The sequence below is a fragment of the Dactylosporangium sp. NPDC049525 genome, assembly GCF_040676755.1.
Taxonomy (GTDB): Bacteria; Actinomycetota; Actinomycetes; order Mycobacteriales; family Micromonosporaceae; genus Dactylosporangium.
On the sequence record NZ_JBFAPO010000025.1, the window covers coordinates 1 to 15,304 of the forward strand.

The 15,304-nt window shown below is 70.2% G+C and carries 17 protein-coding genes and 1 pseudogene; 13 read left to right on the forward strand and 5 right to left on the reverse strand.

The genetic code is table 11. The annotated features are described in order from the left end of the window. A partial coding sequence (locus AB0K00_RS30585) for a DUF4407 domain-containing protein (RefSeq protein ID WP_363527123.1) occupies positions 1-788 on the reverse strand: 788 nt, incomplete at its 3' end. A 317-nt stretch (positions 789-1,105) separates the two neighbouring features. Next, positions 1,106-1,588: a hypothetical protein gene (locus AB0K00_RS30590; RefSeq protein ID WP_363527126.1), complete on the reverse strand. Its 483-nt coding sequence runs from the start codon at positions 1,586-1,588 to the stop codon at positions 1,106-1,108. Positions 1,589-1,641: 53 nt separating this feature from the next. Between AB0K00_RS30590 and AB0K00_RS30595 the strand changes: the two genes are divergently transcribed. Next, entirely contained in the window at positions 1,642-2,520 is an 879-nt protein-coding gene (locus tag AB0K00_RS30595) for a tetratricopeptide repeat protein (protein WP_363527129.1), read from the forward strand. A 560-nt stretch (positions 2,521-3,080) separates the two neighbouring features. On the opposite strand, the gene AB0K00_RS30600 is transcribed toward AB0K00_RS30595, so the two are convergent. Both AB0K00_RS30600 and AB0K00_RS30605 read right to left on the reverse strand, forming a co-directional pair. Beyond that, on the reverse strand, positions 3,081-3,392 hold the full coding sequence (locus AB0K00_RS30600) for a transposase (protein WP_363527132.1): 312 nt from the start codon (positions 3,390-3,392) through the stop codon (positions 3,081-3,083). Between the two features lie 37 nt (positions 3,393-3,429). Beyond that, positions 3,430-3,713, reverse strand: a pseudogene (locus AB0K00_RS30605) (transposase); the annotation flags it as partial. On the opposite strand from AB0K00_RS30605, the gene AB0K00_RS30610 reads away from it, so the two are divergent. Next, on the forward strand, positions 3,696-4,022 hold the full coding sequence (locus AB0K00_RS30610; RefSeq protein ID WP_363527135.1) for an ABC transporter permease: 327 nt from the start codon (positions 3,696-3,698) through the stop codon (positions 4,020-4,022). The pseudogene AB0K00_RS30605 and the gene AB0K00_RS30610 overlap by 18 nt on opposite strands. Here the strand turns inward: AB0K00_RS30610 and AB0K00_RS30615 are convergent. Beyond that, entirely contained in the window at positions 4,009-4,587 is a 579-nt protein-coding gene (locus tag AB0K00_RS30615; RefSeq protein WP_363527138.1) for a hypothetical protein, read from the reverse strand. The genes AB0K00_RS30610 and AB0K00_RS30615 overlap by 14 nt on opposite strands. A 168-nt stretch (positions 4,588-4,755) precedes the next feature. Between AB0K00_RS30615 and AB0K00_RS30620 the strand changes: the two genes are divergently transcribed. The 11 genes from AB0K00_RS30620 (at position 4,756) to AB0K00_RS30670 (ending at position 15,292) form a co-directional block, all read left to right on the forward strand. After that, positions 4,756-5,823 (forward strand): cupin domain-containing protein, encoded by a 1,068-nt coding sequence (locus AB0K00_RS30620; protein WP_363527141.1) that lies wholly within the window; start codon positions 4,756-4,758, stop codon positions 5,821-5,823. Next, complete coding sequence (locus tag AB0K00_RS30625; protein WP_363527144.1) at positions 5,820-6,629, forward strand: fumarylacetoacetate hydrolase family protein; 810 nt, start codon at positions 5,820-5,822, stop codon at positions 6,627-6,629. The genes AB0K00_RS30620 and AB0K00_RS30625 overlap by 4 nt, the downstream gene beginning before the upstream one ends. A gap of 3 nt (positions 6,630-6,632) precedes the next feature. Beyond that, entirely contained in the window at positions 6,633-7,316 is a 684-nt protein-coding gene (locus AB0K00_RS30630; protein ID WP_363527147.1) for a maleylpyruvate isomerase family mycothiol-dependent enzyme, read from the forward strand. 16 nt (positions 7,317-7,332) lie between these two features. Further along, positions 7,333-8,268: an amidohydrolase family protein gene (locus AB0K00_RS30635; RefSeq protein WP_363527150.1), complete on the forward strand. Its 936-nt coding sequence runs from the start codon at positions 7,333-7,335 to the stop codon at positions 8,266-8,268. Beyond that, positions 8,265-9,179 (forward strand): fumarylacetoacetate hydrolase family protein, encoded by a 915-nt coding sequence (locus tag AB0K00_RS30640; RefSeq protein WP_363527153.1) that lies wholly within the window; start codon positions 8,265-8,267, stop codon positions 9,177-9,179. Before AB0K00_RS30635 ends, AB0K00_RS30640 begins: the two co-directional genes overlap by 4 nt. Before the next feature lie 104 nt (positions 9,180-9,283). Then, positions 9,284-10,108: an ABC transporter ATP-binding protein gene (locus AB0K00_RS30645; protein WP_363527156.1), complete on the forward strand. Its 825-nt coding sequence runs from the start codon at positions 9,284-9,286 to the stop codon at positions 10,106-10,108. 13 nt (positions 10,109-10,121) lie between these two features. Further along, positions 10,122-10,976: an ABC transporter permease gene (locus AB0K00_RS30650; RefSeq protein ID WP_363527159.1), complete on the forward strand. Its 855-nt coding sequence runs from the start codon at positions 10,122-10,124 to the stop codon at positions 10,974-10,976. A gap of 47 nt (positions 10,977-11,023) precedes the next feature. Next, positions 11,024-12,085, forward strand: a complete 1,062-nt coding sequence (locus AB0K00_RS30655) for an ABC transporter substrate-binding protein (RefSeq protein ID WP_363527162.1) — start codon at positions 11,024-11,026, stop codon at positions 12,083-12,085. Positions 12,086-12,099: 14 nt separating this feature from the next. Then, positions 12,100-13,326 carry an aromatic ring-hydroxylating dioxygenase subunit alpha gene (locus AB0K00_RS30660; protein ID WP_363527165.1) on the forward strand — a complete coding sequence of 409 codons (1,227 nt, stop codon included), beginning with the start codon at positions 12,100-12,102 and terminating at the stop codon, positions 13,324-13,326. After that, positions 13,323-14,318, forward strand: coding sequence for a hypothetical protein (locus AB0K00_RS30665; protein ID WP_363527168.1), 996 nt, complete (start codon positions 13,323-13,325; stop codon positions 14,316-14,318). Before AB0K00_RS30660 ends, AB0K00_RS30665 begins: the two co-directional genes overlap by 4 nt. After that, positions 14,315-15,292, forward strand: a complete 978-nt coding sequence (locus tag AB0K00_RS30670; RefSeq protein ID WP_363527171.1) for an amidohydrolase family protein — start codon at positions 14,315-14,317, stop codon at positions 15,290-15,292. Before AB0K00_RS30665 ends, AB0K00_RS30670 begins: the two co-directional genes overlap by 4 nt. The last annotated feature ends 12 nt before the right edge of the window (positions 15,293-15,304 follow it).

Below are 15,304 nucleotides of genomic sequence, written 5' to 3' on the forward strand. Positions count from 1 at the left end.
TGGTCGGCCTCGTTGCGCAGCCGGGTGCAGTTGATGCCCACCCCGACCCTGCCGGTGCGCCCCGGGCCCGGCGTGCCGTTGCACTCCAGCCGCGCTTCCTCGGTCAGCTTGGCGTACTTCGCCGCGTCGGTGTCCACGACCTTCTGTAGCTCGTCCCGCTGCTTGGTCAGGTCGTTGACCTGGCTCAGCAACGCCGCCGGCGAGTCACCGCCGAACGACAGCCGGAAGTCCTCGCACTTGGGGTCGCTCGCGGCGGGGTCGCTCGCCTCGGCCGTGCCGGGCACCGGGTTGCAGGTGCGCAGGTTGCTCTCCCGGGTGGTCAGCTCCTCCTGCCGGTCCTTGGCGACCCGTTCGTTGATCGCCGTGTTGTACACACCGAGCAGCAGCGGCTCGGCCAGGATCACGCCGAGCACGAGCGACAGCAGCAGGCGGGGTAGCAGCTTACGGGCGGCCTGGCCAGCGTGGCCGAAGGACGTCGAGGACATCAGCCAGCGGTCCAGGCTCAGGATGAACAGCCCCCACACCGGGATCGCGACCAGGGTGAACGGCTGGAAGCCGCCGAACACCCAGTACAGCGCGGCTGCCATCGACAGCATCGCCATGACCGCGGCGCCGACGACGACACCGCCCATCGACGTGTAACGGGCCTGTTCGCTGGGCGCACTGGCCAGAACGTCCTCGCGAACGCCCGTGGCCAGGCGCAGAGCCCTGCCAAGGCCCCACCCGGCGGGTTCAGGCCGTGGCGTGCCCAGCGCGTCGGTCAGGTCGGTCCTGAACTCGGGTGTCATGGCCTCGATCCCCATATCCGTCGCGGGCCCGCTGGCCGCTCGCTCGCGACCAGCGTGATGACGTCCTCGCGAACGCCGACGTAACTCGGCAGGATTGCTCCAAAGGACCTCGCCGCGCCAGCACCGGGAAGCTCAGCTGACGGCGTCGCATACGCCGCCGCCTGATCGCTGACCTCGTCGTGATTCATCCGGCACCGCCCACCCTTCAAGATCCGAAGAACGTCGCGGACGGGGGAGCGACACAACGCGCTCGACCGTCCGCGCGTATTCAAACACTCGACAGACGCCGATGCCGCACAAATTGCAGGATTCGAGAATCAGCTTTCTGACGCCGGTCCAGCAGCTTCGTTCGCAACGTCGGTGACCTCACGCCGACGAGCGACACGGCGACGGACAAAACGACGGACGCGCCGCCACGCCAGCGCTGCAGTTAGCGCGAACCCGATCAACGCCGAGACCAGCCGCAACCCGTTGGCGAGCTCTGAAGCCGGACCGTCGTCGCGCAGCCACCAGATGACCGTGTCCAGCTGCAACAGGAATTCCATCACTTTTCTCCGCTCCTCGGAACAAAGACCGATGAGCCCGGAAGGGCGAGACCAGCTAGCCACGTTCGCCCCTGTTTTGACCATCCGGCTGAAGAATTCCGCACACATTGCTGATATAGGACGCCGCAGCCCGCACAAAAGGGAACAACACGCTCCGGCCGCCGCACGTTCGCCGATGCTCACCGAACAGGAGGATGGCGTGATCAGATCGGCGGCGTACGCTTCCGGACAGTTCAGAACACCGCCGAACACCACGGAGTCACTCGATGCCACCTCAGCCGCACAAGATCGCACCGGATCCATCTCAGGTGCAGACGCTCGCTGATCTTCACCAGCTCCTCCGGCTGATGCGGCTAAAGGCTCCGAAGCCTTCATACCGCGACATCCATCGCAACAATGGCCCTAGCCCATCGGCCATTTCCGACGTTTTTAACAACAGCGAAAAAGTTCCGACCAGGGACTTCGTTGAGCGGTACGTGAAAGCCTGCGGCGCGGCCGACGAACTCGTGGAGGCGTGCGTCGAGGCGTGGTACCGAGTCACTGCTGCGCGCGAGGAAGCGCCAGCGCAGCCCAGCCCACCGGTCCACGCTGGCCCTCCCTACGCCTACGTAGAGACCATCGAGAATATCGTCGAAATTGGGCGCACGTTGCTTCGAGGCGACCGGCCCGAAGCTGCGCGGATGGTTTTCGAGGCCGTCCTGGCCGGCCGCAGCGCAGCCCTGGGGACTTCACATCCGGCAACGCTGGAGGTCCAGCTCCTATTCGCCCGTTCGCTGGCAGTCGTCGGTGACCATCAGCTGGCAATAGCGATGTTCGTCGATGTGTGGCAGTTTCGTCGTGCGACGCTCGGAGCGCAGGACGCGAGCACCCTTCAGGCGGCTAACGCCCTGGCGAATGCCTACGCCAGCGCCGGGGACGTCGTGGCAGCCCTCGAACTGCACCAGATGATCCGCACAATCCGGGAAAAGACACTAGGCACGGACGACTACGACACGCTGCAATCTCTAAACAACGAGGCCGGTGCTCTGGAGGGGCTCGGACAGTATGAATCGGCGCTGGCGTTGCACGAGCGGGTGCTACGAATTCGTGAGCGCACGTTGGGTACGGAGCATCCAGCCACGCAGCAGTCGGCGCGTCACGTGCATCGCATCCACCAAAAGGTGCGTCAGCCTCCGATGCCCGATTGAGCAGCCCCGCCATGCGCGCTGGTAGCTGAGGCTGCTTGTCTGTTCGAGGTCGAGGCGGCGCAGGTATGCCTGCCAAAGTCTGCCCACATGCGACGTGCCGCGCGAGTGCGGGATGACCGTGGTCACACCGGTTTCGGGTCGTGGTCACCGGGCATTCGTTCGACCTAGGACCGGCAGGTCACCAGGATGGTCCAGCCGCGCGGCTCGGTGGGTCAGCCGGGGATGCAGCCGGTCGTCGGTCATTCCGACAAATCAACCTCGGAATATCCCCGCAACACCAGCGCCGGCGCGCTCCTTGCTTACCATCATGGCTCCTTTACACAGACAACAGGCAATCCCAGCCGATCGCGATGGCGGTGCCGTAGCGGGTAGTGCTGGTCGTCGTGACCACCGTCGGGGCGCGTCTCGGCGTAGGTGAGCCGGGTTCGTTGCCGTGCTTGGGCGGGCGCCCACCCAAGCCGGACTCGCGGGGTGGTGCCGGCAGCCGCAGTACGCGGTCGGCGCGTATCCTGCCCAGCACCTCGACCGGCACAGATCGGCGAGCAGGAACGCTAGCCTGGTCATGCCGTAGCGGCGTCGAACACGACCAGCACGTCCGGATAGGCGGCCTGCCACTGCCCGGTAGCGATGAGGCGTTCTGCCACCGCGCGGACCTGGACGGCAGTGACCTCGGCGACGTCGTCGTGCGGTCCGAGCCGGACCGCGTCGAGGATCGCAAAACACGACGACCGACCGGCTCGAGGACGAACGATTACGGCTAGCCTGGAATGTACTGCTCGGCATCGCGGCCCAGCCGTAGACGTGGCAGAACAACCGGTCCGGGCTGTCGCCGCATCCGGTCGCAGCCACGGGCTCACGTCGACCGCGAGCATCAGCCTGCTGTCTTCCGCCCTAGGGGTGTCCTGCCGATCATGGGAGCCGCATGACGGCGGCGATGAGGACCAGGGTGGCGCGGTAGAGGCTGGCGCTTTGGCGTAGGGGGTGGCAAGGTCGCGCCACTGCTTGAACCGATTGAAACACCGCTCGACGACGTTGCGCTGCTTGTAGAGGGCCTTGTCGAAGTCCGGCGGCCGCCCGCCGTTGCTGCCCTTGGCCGCACGGCGGGCGACCTGATCGCTGCGTTGCGGGATGACGTGCCGGATCCCCCGACGCCGCAACGCCATACGGGTCGAGTCGTGGGCGTAGCCCTTATCATCTCGGTCCTCGAACGCCGTGCCGAGATCGGGCTACGCCGCTCCCTCGACGCCACCCAGGGCCAGATCCGGCTGCAGTTCCTGTCCCGAGTCGCTGCTGCTGTCAGCACTCGGCGGCGCCGGGGAGCGCTGCTCGGTATCGCGGTGACTGCCCTGTACGCCACCAGTAGGTCGTGGCCGCCCGTCGTGCCCGTCTGGGTGCCCGCCGGTGGGGTCGCGCTCACACTGGTCACCGGCGCGGTCGCCGGCCTGTACCCGGCAATCCGCGCCGCGCGGCTCGCCCCCACCGAAGCCCTCACCGCGCCATGAGGTAGTGCTGGGCTGCGATGGCGTACTCGCCGACGGTCAGGCTGGGACTGCGCGGTCCGTCGTTGCCGAAGCGTTTCAGGCAGAGCACCCGCCGCGCGTTCGGCTGGCCCAGCGACGGCCCTTCCATCAGCCCTTCCGCGGGGATGTCGCAGCGGTAGTAGCGGTTCTGTGTCGCCAGATTGGGCCACGGCCGCATTTCGCAGTCACCGAGGAGCCCGTCCGGGCGCAGGTATTTGATCAACCACGGCTCGTTGTACTCATTCACGCTCCACCGTACGACCCACCCGCGATCGGCCAGCTCATACCGATCGATGGTTTTGCCTTTCTTGGTCTCCCGGAAGATCAAGGTCTTGCCGTATGTGGTGACCTGTTCGTACCGGTAGATCGGGTCCGGCTCCACGCCGCGCTTCCGCATCAATTCGATGAACCCCTGTGCGGCCTGCGCTCCGGCGGTGAGCCGCTCCGCGAGCAGCCGCTCCTCGTTGCTCTTCTGCTTCCGCTCCTCCGCGATCCGGTGCTGCATCGCCCGCTCGATGTCGTCACTCGAAGCCATGCCGACCGCCATTCCCTCAACGCAACCACCCGGAGTCGAACCGTCACCAAGTATGAGCCCGGTGCGTATCAAGGACGCCGCGCACGGGGCCCCACCGGCTGGGCCGGGGCGGGGTTCCGCCCTGCGGAAAAGCGCCCGTGTTGATGGACGCCCTGCTCACAGGGGTCATACGTTGCCGCCGTGAGCACCCGTGAGCCTAGCGCCCTTGACCAGCTGTATCAGGACTTAGCCGACGCCGACCTGAATCCACTGTGGACACAGCGGGAGGGGTTGATGCCGGAGACGCCGCAGCCCGATGCGGTGCCGGCGGTGTGGCGCTGGAAGGACGTCTACGGACTGGCGGAGCGCAGCGGCGAGCTGGTGCCCGTCGGGCGGGGCGGGGAGCGGCGGGCCATCGCGCTGGCGAATCCCGGGCTCGGCGGTGCCCCGTACGCGACGGCGACGCTGTGGGCGGCGATCCAGTATCTCGGGCCGCGTGAGCAGGCACCGGCCCACCGTCACTCGCAGACCGCGTTCCGGTTCGTCGTGGAGGGCGAGGGCGTGTGGACGAACGTCGAGGGCGACCCGGTCGCCATGCGCCGCGGTGATCTGCTGCTCACGCCAGGCATGCACTTCCACGAGCACCACAACACGACCGGCGCGCCGATGGCGTGGCTCGACGGGCTGGACATTCCGCTCGTGCGCGGCCTCGACGCGGGGTTCTTCGAGTTCGGGCCGGACACGCTGGCGACCACCGCGACGCCGGCGGTGTCGCGCAACGAGCGGCTGTGGGGACACCCGGGGCTTCGCCCCGTAGGAGTGCCCGCGCGGCCGGCGTCGCCGCTGCTGGCCTACCGGTGGGAGCACACGGACGCCGCGCTCGCGGCCCAGCTGGAGCTCGCGGCGCAGGGGCATCCGGGCGTGGTGGGTGACGGCCACGCCGCGGTCCGGTACACCAACCCACGCACCGGCGGCGACGCGCTGTCCACGATCCGCACGGAGATGCACCGGCTCGCGCCCGGCGCGCGGACGGCGGCCCGGCGGGTCGCGGGTTCGGCGGTGTGGCAGGTGTTCGACGGCGCCGGGGCGGTCACGCTCGCCGGGCTGCGGCACGAGGTGGCCGCCGGGGACCTGTTCGCGGTGCCGTCCTGGGTGCCCTGGACCCTGGAGACGGCGGACGGCATGGACCTGTTCCGCTTCAGCGACGACCCCGTGTTCGAGGCGCTGGGACTGGACCGCTCCGGCGACGAGCGGGAGGCGGACCGATGAGGCTGGCCACGATCCGTACGGCGGGCGGCACCCGCGCGGTTCGCGTCGACGAGGACGGTGCGGTCGAGCTCGGCCACCCGGATCTGCGCGCACTGCTCGAGCGGCCGGACTGGCGGGCCGAGGCGGCCGCGGCGACCGGCCCCCGTCATGCGCTGGACGGGCTCGACTACGCGCCGCCGGTGCCGAACCCGGAGAAGATCTTCTGCGTCGGGCACAACTACCGCGCGCACATCGAGGAGATGGGCCGCGACCTGCCGGCGTATCCGACGGTGTTCGGCAAGTTCGGCCGCGCGCTGGTCGGCGCGCACGATCCGGTGGTGCTGCCGGCGGGCTCGGCCGAGGTCGACTGGGAGGCGGAGCTCGGCGTGGTGATCGGCGCCGAGGTGCGTCATGCCGACGCCGAGACGGCCCGCGCGGCGATCGCCGGCTACACCGTCGTCAACGACGTGACCGCCCGCGACTTCCAGTACCGGACGCTGCAATGGTTGCAGGGCAAGACGTTCGAGTCGAGCACGCCGGTCGGGCCGTGGCTGGTGACCGGCGTCGAGCCGGGCGAGCTCAGCTGCACGGTCGACGGTGAACTGATGCAGCGGGCCGATCCGGCCGATCTGGTCTTCGACCCGGTGGCGCTGGTGGTGTACCTCTCCGCGATCATCACGCTGGCGCCGGGGGATCTCATCGCCACCGGCACTCCGGGCGGGGTCGGGCACGCCCGGAAGCCGCCGCGGTACCTCAGGCCCGGCAGCGAACTGGTGACCCGCGTCGACGGCGTCGGCGAGCTGCGCAACATCTGCCGAGCGGGCTGAGCGGTGCTGGAGCAGATGCGCGCCGGCGAGGCGTTCGTGGCGGCGACGGTGGCCGGGCTGGACGATGCCGACCTGGGCGGGCCGAGCCTGCTGCCGGGCTGGACCCGGGCGCACGTGATCGGGCACCTGGCGCGCAACGCCGAGGCGCTCGGACGGCTGGCGGCGTGGGCCCGCACCGGGGTGGAGACGCCGATGTACCGGGACCCGCAACAGCGGGCGGCCGAGATCGCGGCGTCGGCCGGTGCGCCCGCGGCGGTGCTGCGCGACGACCTACGCAAGACCGCCGCGGCTCTCGACGCCGCGCTCGGCGAACTGGATCACGACACCTGGCTCGCCCCGGTTCGCAGCGCCACCGGCCGGACCATCCGGGCGAGCGAGATTCCCTGGCTGCGGGTCCGGGAGGTGTACCTGCACGCCGTCGACCTCGGCGCGCCGCCCGGCACCGTGCCCGGCGACGTCGTCGACGCGCTGCTGGACGACATCGTGCCGGCGCTCACCACCCGGGACGGCTGCCCGGCGGTGCTCATCCGGCCCGCGGACCGCACCCGGGTCTGGGCGCTGGGCGGGGCCACCACTGGCGTGGACGACGCCGCGATCACTGTGCGCGGCACCGCCGCGGACGCCCTGGCCTGGCTCGTCGGGCGGGCAGACGACCCGACGCGGCCGCAGCCGCCGCGCTGGCTGTAGCGAAGGAGCATCCACGATGATTGTGAACTGGCACGGCCATGTGTACCCGCCCGAGGATCTCGCCGCCCGGCAGTGGAGCGGACGCTCGCCGTTCGCGCTCGACAGCTACCTCGACATCCACGCCGCGGCGGGCGTTGACCTCAGCGTGGTCAGCAACACCATTCACAGCCTCGCCGGGCTGCCGATGGACCGGGCGCTGGCCGGCGTGCAGCGCTGGGACGAGTACGCGGCCGAGGTACAGCGCCGCCACCCCGACCGCGTCGTCGCCTTCGCCAGCACGATTCCCGGCGGCGGCGACGGGTTCCTGGCCGAGCTCGAGCGGGCCGTCACCGAGTACCACCTCAAGGGCGTGCTGATCAACTCCAGCCACGACGGCGTGTACCCGGACGCGGACGCCGCCCGCCCGTTCTGGGAGCTGGTCAGCCGCCTCGGCATCCCCGTCTTCCTGCACGCGCCGCGGACCGGCCCGGGCGAGGAACACATGCGCGACTACCGCCTCGCCTCCAGCGTCGGCCGGCCGTTCGACGAGTGCCTGTCCCTGGCCCGGCTCATCGTGCGCGGCGTGCTCGAGCAGTTCCCGGACGTCACGATCGTCGGGGCGCACCTCGGCGGCGGGATCTGCGAGGTCGTCGGGCGCCTGGACTACGCGTACGAGCTACGGGACGAGGCCGCGTTCCTCGGCCCCTACGAGCCGATGCGGATCACCCGGCCGCCGAGCGAATACCTGCGCCAGTTGTACTTCGACACGGTCAGCTACCACGCCCCGGCGCTCATGTGCGCGGTGGCGACCGTCGGCGCCGACCACCTGGTCCTCGGGGCCGACGCGCCGCCGCTGTCACCGCTGCTGCCGCGAGCCATCGACCTCGTGCAGCGGCTGCCGCTGAGCCCCGACGAGATCGCCGCCATCAGCGCCGGCAACGCGCTGCGGCTGCTCGGGATCGACCGGCCATGAGAGTCGTCGTGCACGGCGACGCCCACCGGGTCGGCGTGCTGGACGGCGACCGTGTCGTCGACGTCAACCGGGCCTACGCCGACCGGGTCCGGCACCGCGGCGACGCCGCCGAGCACGTGCCGTCGGGGCTGCGGGACTTCATCGCCGCCGGCGAGGCCGCACTCGACCGGGCCCGCGCCGCCGTCGAGCACGCGGCGCGGACCGGGGCGGGGGTCGTGCCCGATCCCGTCCTGCACGCCCCGTGGCCCGGCAAGCGGATCGCCTGCGCGGGCGGCAACTACGCCGAGCATCTCCGCGGCATGCTCGACCCCGAGGCAACCCTCGACGAGGTGACCCGGCGGGCCCGGGAACAGGGCCAGTGGGGCTTCTGGAAGGTGCCGGACCGGGTGCCCGGCGACGGCGGGGAGGTGGCGGTGCCCGCGCGGACCGCGTGCCTGGACTACGAGGCCGAGGTGGCGATCGTCCTGCGCGGCAACGCCCGGGACGTGCGGCCGGACGACGTCGCCGCGCACGTCTGGGGTATCACGCTCGCCAACGACCTGAGCCTGCGCGACGAGCCCCGCGGCACACCCCGGCCCATGTCGTACAACCTCGCCAAGAACTTCGACGGCTCGATCGTGCTGGGCCCGTGCATCCTCGTGGGGGCCGACCCGGGCGGCGTGGACGTCGAGACCCACGTCAACGGCGAGCTGCGGCAGCGGTTCAGCACCGGCGACATGGTGTTCTCGTTCGCCGAGATCGTCGCGTATCTCTCCCGCGACCTCACGCTCGTCGACGGCGACGTCGTCTGCGGCGGCACGGGCGCCGGCACGGCGGCCGACACCCGCGATCCGCAGCGGTTCCTGCGCCGCGGCGACACCGTGTCGGTGCGCGCGGAAACGGTCGGCACCCTGCACACCCGGATCGTCTGAACGCTTTTTCCGACCTCCAGAAAAGCAGTGCGGATCCTTCAGCCGCATTCCCCGGCGGAGCATTCTCGTCCCAGGCAAAGCCTTCGGGAACGGAAAGGATCGACGTGGCGCTGACCGACTCAGGAACAGGCATCGCGGTGGATCTCGCCGGGGCGGTGCGCGTCGAATCGGTGTCGCACCGGTTCCCCCCGGCGAAAGGCCGCGGAAACAACGCCGTGGAGGTGCTGCGCGACGTTTCCTTCACCGTCGAGGCGCAGCAGTTCGTGTCGATTCTCGGACCCAGCGGCTGCGGCAAGACGACGCTGCTGCGCATCATCGCCGGGCTCATCCCGCCGTCCTCGGGCGCCGTGCACACCAGCGGCAACCGGGTCACCGGGCCGAGCCGGGCCCACGCGATGGTCTTCCAGGACGCCAACCTCCTGCCCTGGCGGACGGCGCTGTCCAACGTCGAGTTCGGCCTCGAGGTCCACGGCGTGCCCCGGCGCGAGCGGCGGGCCCGCGCCCAGGCCGCGATGGACGTCGCGAACCTGACCGGCTTCGAGGGCCACTATCCCGCGCAGCTGTCCGGCGGCATGCGCCAGCGGGTCGGGCTGGCCCGGGCGTTGAGCATCCGGCCGCAATTGCTGCTCATGGACGAACCGTTCGGGGCGCTGGACATGATGACCCGCACCGCGATGCAGCGCGAATTGCTGCGCATCTGGGAGGCGGACCGCAAGACGGTGCTCTTCGTGACGCATTCCATCGAGGAGGCGGTGCTGTTGTCAGATGTCGTCCTCGTGCTGCGGGCCCGCCCCGGAATGCTCAGCGAGATGGTCCGCGTGGACCTTCCCCGCCCGCGCACCTTCACCGAGGAATTCGAGACCGACGCCGAGTTCGTGCAGCACCGGCGGCTCGTCACGCGGGCGCTCGCCGAAGCCGGCGAGCGGTAGATCGGAGCCAGTGATGTCCCTGACCCAACAACCCCCGGCGGTCGCCGCCGCGGCACCCGCACCCGTCGCCCCCGCCCGCCGCCGGACCCGGTTCACCCCCCGGATGAAGTCCGTCGCCCCGCCGCTGGTGCTGCTGGTCCTGCTGATCGCCGGCTGGGAGCTCGGCGCGCGGCAGGGCTGGCTCAACCCGCTGTTCTTCTCCTCCCCGTCGAAGATCTGGCTGCGGGGCTGGGACGTGTTCGCCGTCAGCCGCACCATCTACCCGAACCTCGCCTTCAGCGGCAAGACCCTGCTGTTGGGCTTCCTGCTGTCCGTGGCGGCCGGCATCCCGATCGGGCTCGCCATCGGTCGCTACCGGCTCGTGCGATCGACCGTCGAGCCGTACATCATCGCGCTCTACTCGACCCCCGCCGTCGCCCTGCTGCCGGTGCTGATCCTGTTCTTCGGCATCGGCGTCGCCTCCAACATCGCCCTCGTCGTCCTCGGCGGCATCTTCCCGATCATCATCAACACCCAGGCCGGCGTGCGGGAGGTCGACCGCAATCTCCTGGAGATGGCGACCTCGTTCACCGCCGGCGAGGCGGCCGTGTTCCGCAAGGTCATCCTGCCCGCCGCGGTGCCGTTCATCATGGCCGGGCTGCGCCTCGGCGTCATCCGGGCGCTGACGATGGTGTTCGTCGCCGAGCTGTATTCGGCGAACGAGGGCATCGGCTACATGATCGTGCGGGCCGGCTCGGTGTTCGACTCGGCCCTCGTCTACGTCGGCGTGCTCGTGATGACCGCCACCGGGCTGCTGCTCTCCTTCGCCGCCGGCCGCCTCGAGCGCCGGTTCGCGCCCTGGATCGCCGCCCGTGACCGCTCCGAGTGACGCACCCCCAACACCCCACCCGTACCCCCGCTCCGGAGGCTCGAGCCATGCTGCAGCACGCCCCGCGGCGCCTGACGCGTACCGTCATCGCGCTGATATCCGTTTTCGCCCTGGTTGCCGCGTGCGGCGACGACGACACCGGCTCCGGCCCCGCCGTGACCGGATCCGGCACCCCCGACCTCGGCACCCTGCAGGTCGCGTTCGCCAGCAGCCAGGTTGCGCCGGCCAACTTCGTGCAGATCGCCAACGGCGAGGGCTTCTACGCCGCCCTCGGCCTGAAGGTCGAGATCAAGGTGCTCAACTCGCCGCAGGCGACGCAGGCGCTCATCGCCGGGCAGCTCGACATCGCCCACGCCGCCTCGCCCGGCATCAACGCGGCCCTGCAGGGCGCCCCGCTCAAGGCGATCTACACCGCCACCCCGCTCGGCCCCTACTGGGTCGTGGCGAAGCCCGAGATCAAGGACTACGCCGGGCTGGCCGGCAAGGTCGTCGGCGTCTACAGCACCACCGGTACCCTCGTCGCCGACACCACCTCCGTGCTGCAGCGTCACGGCGTCGACGCGAAGTCGGCGAAGGTGAGCTTCTCCGCGGCCGGCGGCGTCAACGACCAGTCGGAGCTCGCCGCGATCAAGAGCGGCGCCTACGACGCCGCCGTCGTCTCCGCGGTCGGCCTGCTCGCCGCCCAGCAGCAGGGACTCAACGTCCTGGGCGACTTCGGCGACCTGCCCACTATGGACTGGAGCGTGTGGACCACCCAGTCACTGCTGCAGAAACGCGCGGCGGCGATCCAGGCGTTCGTCACCGGCACCATCATGGGCGCCAAGGTGTACACCCAGAACCCCGACCGGGCGCTGAAGTACGTCGCGGCGGGCCTGTCCAGCTCCGGTACCGCCGATGACACCAGCACCGCTCTGGCCAAGAACGTGATGGCGAAGCTGCAGCCGATCCTCACCCCGGACGGCGTGCCGCAGGCCGGTCAGTGGACCGATGCGGTGAACCGGCGCAAGGCGGGTGTGCAGAACGCGACCAGCACACCGGAGGGCATCGCTGACTGGTCGTACGCGCAGAGCGCCGCGAAGACGTTGCAAGACAACGGTTTCAAGCCGTAGCGAGGAGGACTGCCATGCTCAGCAAGGAGAACAGCGAACTGCTCACCCGCACCGGCGCACAGACACCCGGTGGGCAGCTGATGCGCTGCTACTGGCAGCCGGTCGCCCTGGGCACCGAGCTCGCCGCCGGCGATCCCGTCCCGCTGCAGGTGATGGGGGAGGAGCTGGTGCTGTTCCGGGCGGAGGACGGCACGCCCCGCCTTCTCGGCCGGCACTGCCCGCACCGCGGCGCCGACCTCAGCTACGGCCGGCTCGAGGACGGCGGCCTGCGCTGCCTGTACCACGGCTGGCTGTGGGCGCCCGACGGCCGCTGCCTGGCCCAGCCGGGCGAGCCGCCCGGCAGCCGCTACTTCGAGCGGGTCCGCAACACCGCGTACCCGTGTGAGGAAGCCGGCGGGATCGTCTTCGCCTGGATGGGCCCGGGCGAGCCGCCGCCGCTGCCGCGTTACGGCTTCATGGACGTGCCTGAGGAGAGCCGGGCCGTGGTCAAGGTCCGCCTCAACTGCAACTACCTGCAGGGCAACGAGGGCAACCTCGACCCGCAGCACCTGTCGTTCCTGCACGCGCGGCTGGACCGGTTCGACGTGCACCGCGCCGACCCGGCCCCCGAGATCGAGGTGACCCCGGCGAGCTTCGGCGCCCGGATCGTCGCGGTCCGCACGATGGGGGAGCGCCGGCTGGTGCGGGTGTCGAACTTCATCACGCCCAACGCGAGCTCGTTCCCGACGCCGGTGTGCGAGCCCGGCGGCTACCAGATGCACTGGCACGTCCCGATCGACGACGTCACGCATCACAAGTACGTCGTGCAGTTCACCGTCGGCGTGCCGATCGACCGGGAGCGGGCCGTCGGCTTCGACCCCGAGGAGATGAACCCGGACTTCTCGCTCAAGCGGCACGCCGCCAACCGGTACCTGCAGGACCGCGCGACCATGCAGGATCAGTGGTTCGCCGGGCTCGGCAGCAACTTCGAGGTGCATGACGCCTACGCGGTCGAGTCGCAGGGCCCGATCCAGGACCGTACGACGGAGAAGCTCGGCACCACCGACCGGGCGATCGCGGCGTCGCGCCGGGTGCTGCTCGACGGCATCGCGGCGCTGCAGCGCGGGGAGGAGCCGGCCGGTGACCCGGCGGCGGCGGACGCGCTCATCACCGCCGCCACCACTGTGGACGGTGACGCCGACTGGCACGCCTGGCTGTCCGCGCAGGCGCAGCCGCTGGAGGGAGCATCATGGCCGAAGTGAGCCTGGTTCTGGCGACCTCGCACTCGCCGTTTCTGTACGCGACCCCGCAGGAGTGGGATGCGGTGCGGGCGGCGCGGACGGCGGCCGGCGGTACCCACCCCGGTCTGCCCGTCGACCCGCCCGAGGTCAACCGGGACAAGCATGCGCGGAGCCTGGCGGCGCTCGGCGTCCTGCGCGAGCGGCTGGCCGCGGCCGAGCCCGACGTGCTGCTGGTGTTCGGCGACGACCAGGGCGAGCAGTTCCATTTCGCCAACTTCCCGGCGTTCGGGCTGTACGTCGGTGAGTCCTACGAGGGTTACAAGGTCTCGCCCTGGCAGAGCATGTATGTGCCGGGGGTCCAGCGGCAGCGCACCCCGAAGACCCCGCAGTCGTGGACGCAGGTCAAGTCGCATGCGCCGCTCGCGCGGTACCTGATGGAGGGCCTCGTCGCCCGCCATTTCGACCTCGCGTTCTCCACCGAGCTGCCCGAGCCCGATGAGGGTATCGGTCACGCGTTCATGCGGCCGTCGTTCCACCTGCGGCCGGACTACGACCTGCCGACCGTCCCGTTCTTCGTGAACTGCTACTTCGAGCCGCAACCGACCGGCGAGCGCTGCTACCAGCTCGGTGTCGCGGTCCGTGAACTCATCGATGCCTGGGACGCGGATCTGCGGGTCGCGGTGATCGGCTCGGGCGGGCTGTGGCACACGCCCGGTGCCCCGGACGCGTCGCTCAACGAGCCGTTCGACACCGCTGTGCTCGACGCGGTGAGGGCCGGTGACCCGCACGGGCTGGCGCGGTGGTTCGACGCCGCCCCGCCGGTCGTTTCGGCGGTGGGGCCGCGGACCGGGATGGCCGGTGGGGTCGGCAGCGGCAGCGGTGAGGTCCGGAACTGGATCGTCGCGGCCGCGGTCGCCGGCGAGGTGCCGGGCACCGTCGTCGACTACGTTCCGGTGCCGGCGTCGCCGTGCGGCCTGGCTTTCGCATACTGGACCCCGCAGGAGGGCGCATGATCACCATCGATGCCCACGGGCATGTGTCGGCTCCGGCGGAGGTCTACGAGTACCAGGCGAAAATCGTTGCGAACCGGGCACCGATGCGGCCGCCCGCGCTCACCACGGAGCTGCTGCAGCCGGCGATGGACCAGCACGTCGCCCTGCTCGACATGGCCGGCGTCGACCTGCAGCTCATTTCGCCGCGGCCGTACATGATGATGCACAGCCTGTTCAACCCGCGGCTCGTCGCCCACTGGACGCGGTACGTCAACGACGTGATCGCCGCTCAGGTGGCGCTGCGCCCGGACCGGCTGCGTGGCATCGCCGGGCTGCCGCAGTTCCGCCTCGACGACCCCCGCGACTGCCTCGGCGAGCTCGAGCGGTGCGTCACCGAGCTCGGGTTCGTGGGGTGCCTGCTCAACCCGGACCCGATGGAAGGTGACGCGCCGGCCCCGCCGGGCCTCGGCGATCCGTTCTGGTATCCGGTGTACGAGAAGCTGTGCGAGCTGGACGTGCCGATGCTCATCCACTCGGCCAGCTGCGGTACGCAACGCGAGCTGCACTCGATCCATTTCATCAACGAGGAGACGATCGCGGTCGCGAGCCTGGCGAACTCCGACGTGTTCGACCGGTTCCCCGACCTCAAGGTCGTGGTCGGCCACGGCGGGGGTGCGGTGCCGTATCAGCTGGGCCGGTTCCGGGCGGCGCACTTCCGGCGCGGCACCCGGGACGTCTTCGTCGAGCGGATGCGGCAGATGTACTTCGACACCTGCGTCTATTCCGTGGAGGGGCTCGAACTGCTCTTCAAGGTCGTCGGCACGGACCGCTGTGTCTTCGGCACGGAGATTCCGGGCAGTGCCTCGGTCGTCGACCCCGTCACCGGAAACCGGATGGACGTGCTGAAGCCGGTCATCGAGAGCATCGGGTTCCTGTCCGCGGCCGACAAGGCTGACATCTTCGCCAACAACGCGCAGCGGCTCTACAAGATCTGAACCACAGGAAAT

What these genes read in the sequence shown, in the direction of transcription:
- AB0K00_RS30600 (WP_363527132.1), bottom strand. Translation starts at nt 3,392, where the DNA reads ATGCTCGCGGTCGACGTGAGCCCGTGGCTGCGACCGGATGCGGCGACA.
- AB0K00_RS30615 (WP_363527138.1), bottom strand. Translation starts at nt 4,587, where the DNA reads ATGGCGGTCGGCATGGCTTCGAGTGACGACATCGAGCGGGCGATGCAG.
- AB0K00_RS30625 (WP_363527144.1), top strand. Translation starts at nt 5,820, where the DNA reads ATGAGGCTGGCCACGATCCGTACGGCGGGCGGCACCCGCGCGGTTCGC.
- AB0K00_RS30635 (WP_363527150.1), top strand. Translation starts at nt 7,333, where the DNA reads ATGATTGTGAACTGGCACGGCCATGTGTACCCGCCCGAGGATCTCGCC.
- AB0K00_RS30640 (WP_363527153.1), top strand. Translation starts at nt 8,265, where the DNA reads ATGAGAGTCGTCGTGCACGGCGACGCCCACCGGGTCGGCGTGCTGGAC.
- AB0K00_RS30650 (WP_363527159.1), top strand. Translation starts at nt 10,122, where the DNA reads ATGTCCCTGACCCAACAACCCCCGGCGGTCGCCGCCGCGGCACCCGCA.
- AB0K00_RS30655 (WP_363527162.1), top strand. Translation starts at nt 11,024, where the DNA reads ATGCTGCAGCACGCCCCGCGGCGCCTGACGCGTACCGTCATCGCGCTG.
- AB0K00_RS30660 (WP_363527165.1), top strand. Translation starts at nt 12,100, where the DNA reads ATGCTCAGCAAGGAGAACAGCGAACTGCTCACCCGCACCGGCGCACAG.
- AB0K00_RS30670 (WP_363527171.1), top strand. Translation starts at nt 14,315, where the DNA reads ATGATCACCATCGATGCCCACGGGCATGTGTCGGCTCCGGCGGAGGTC.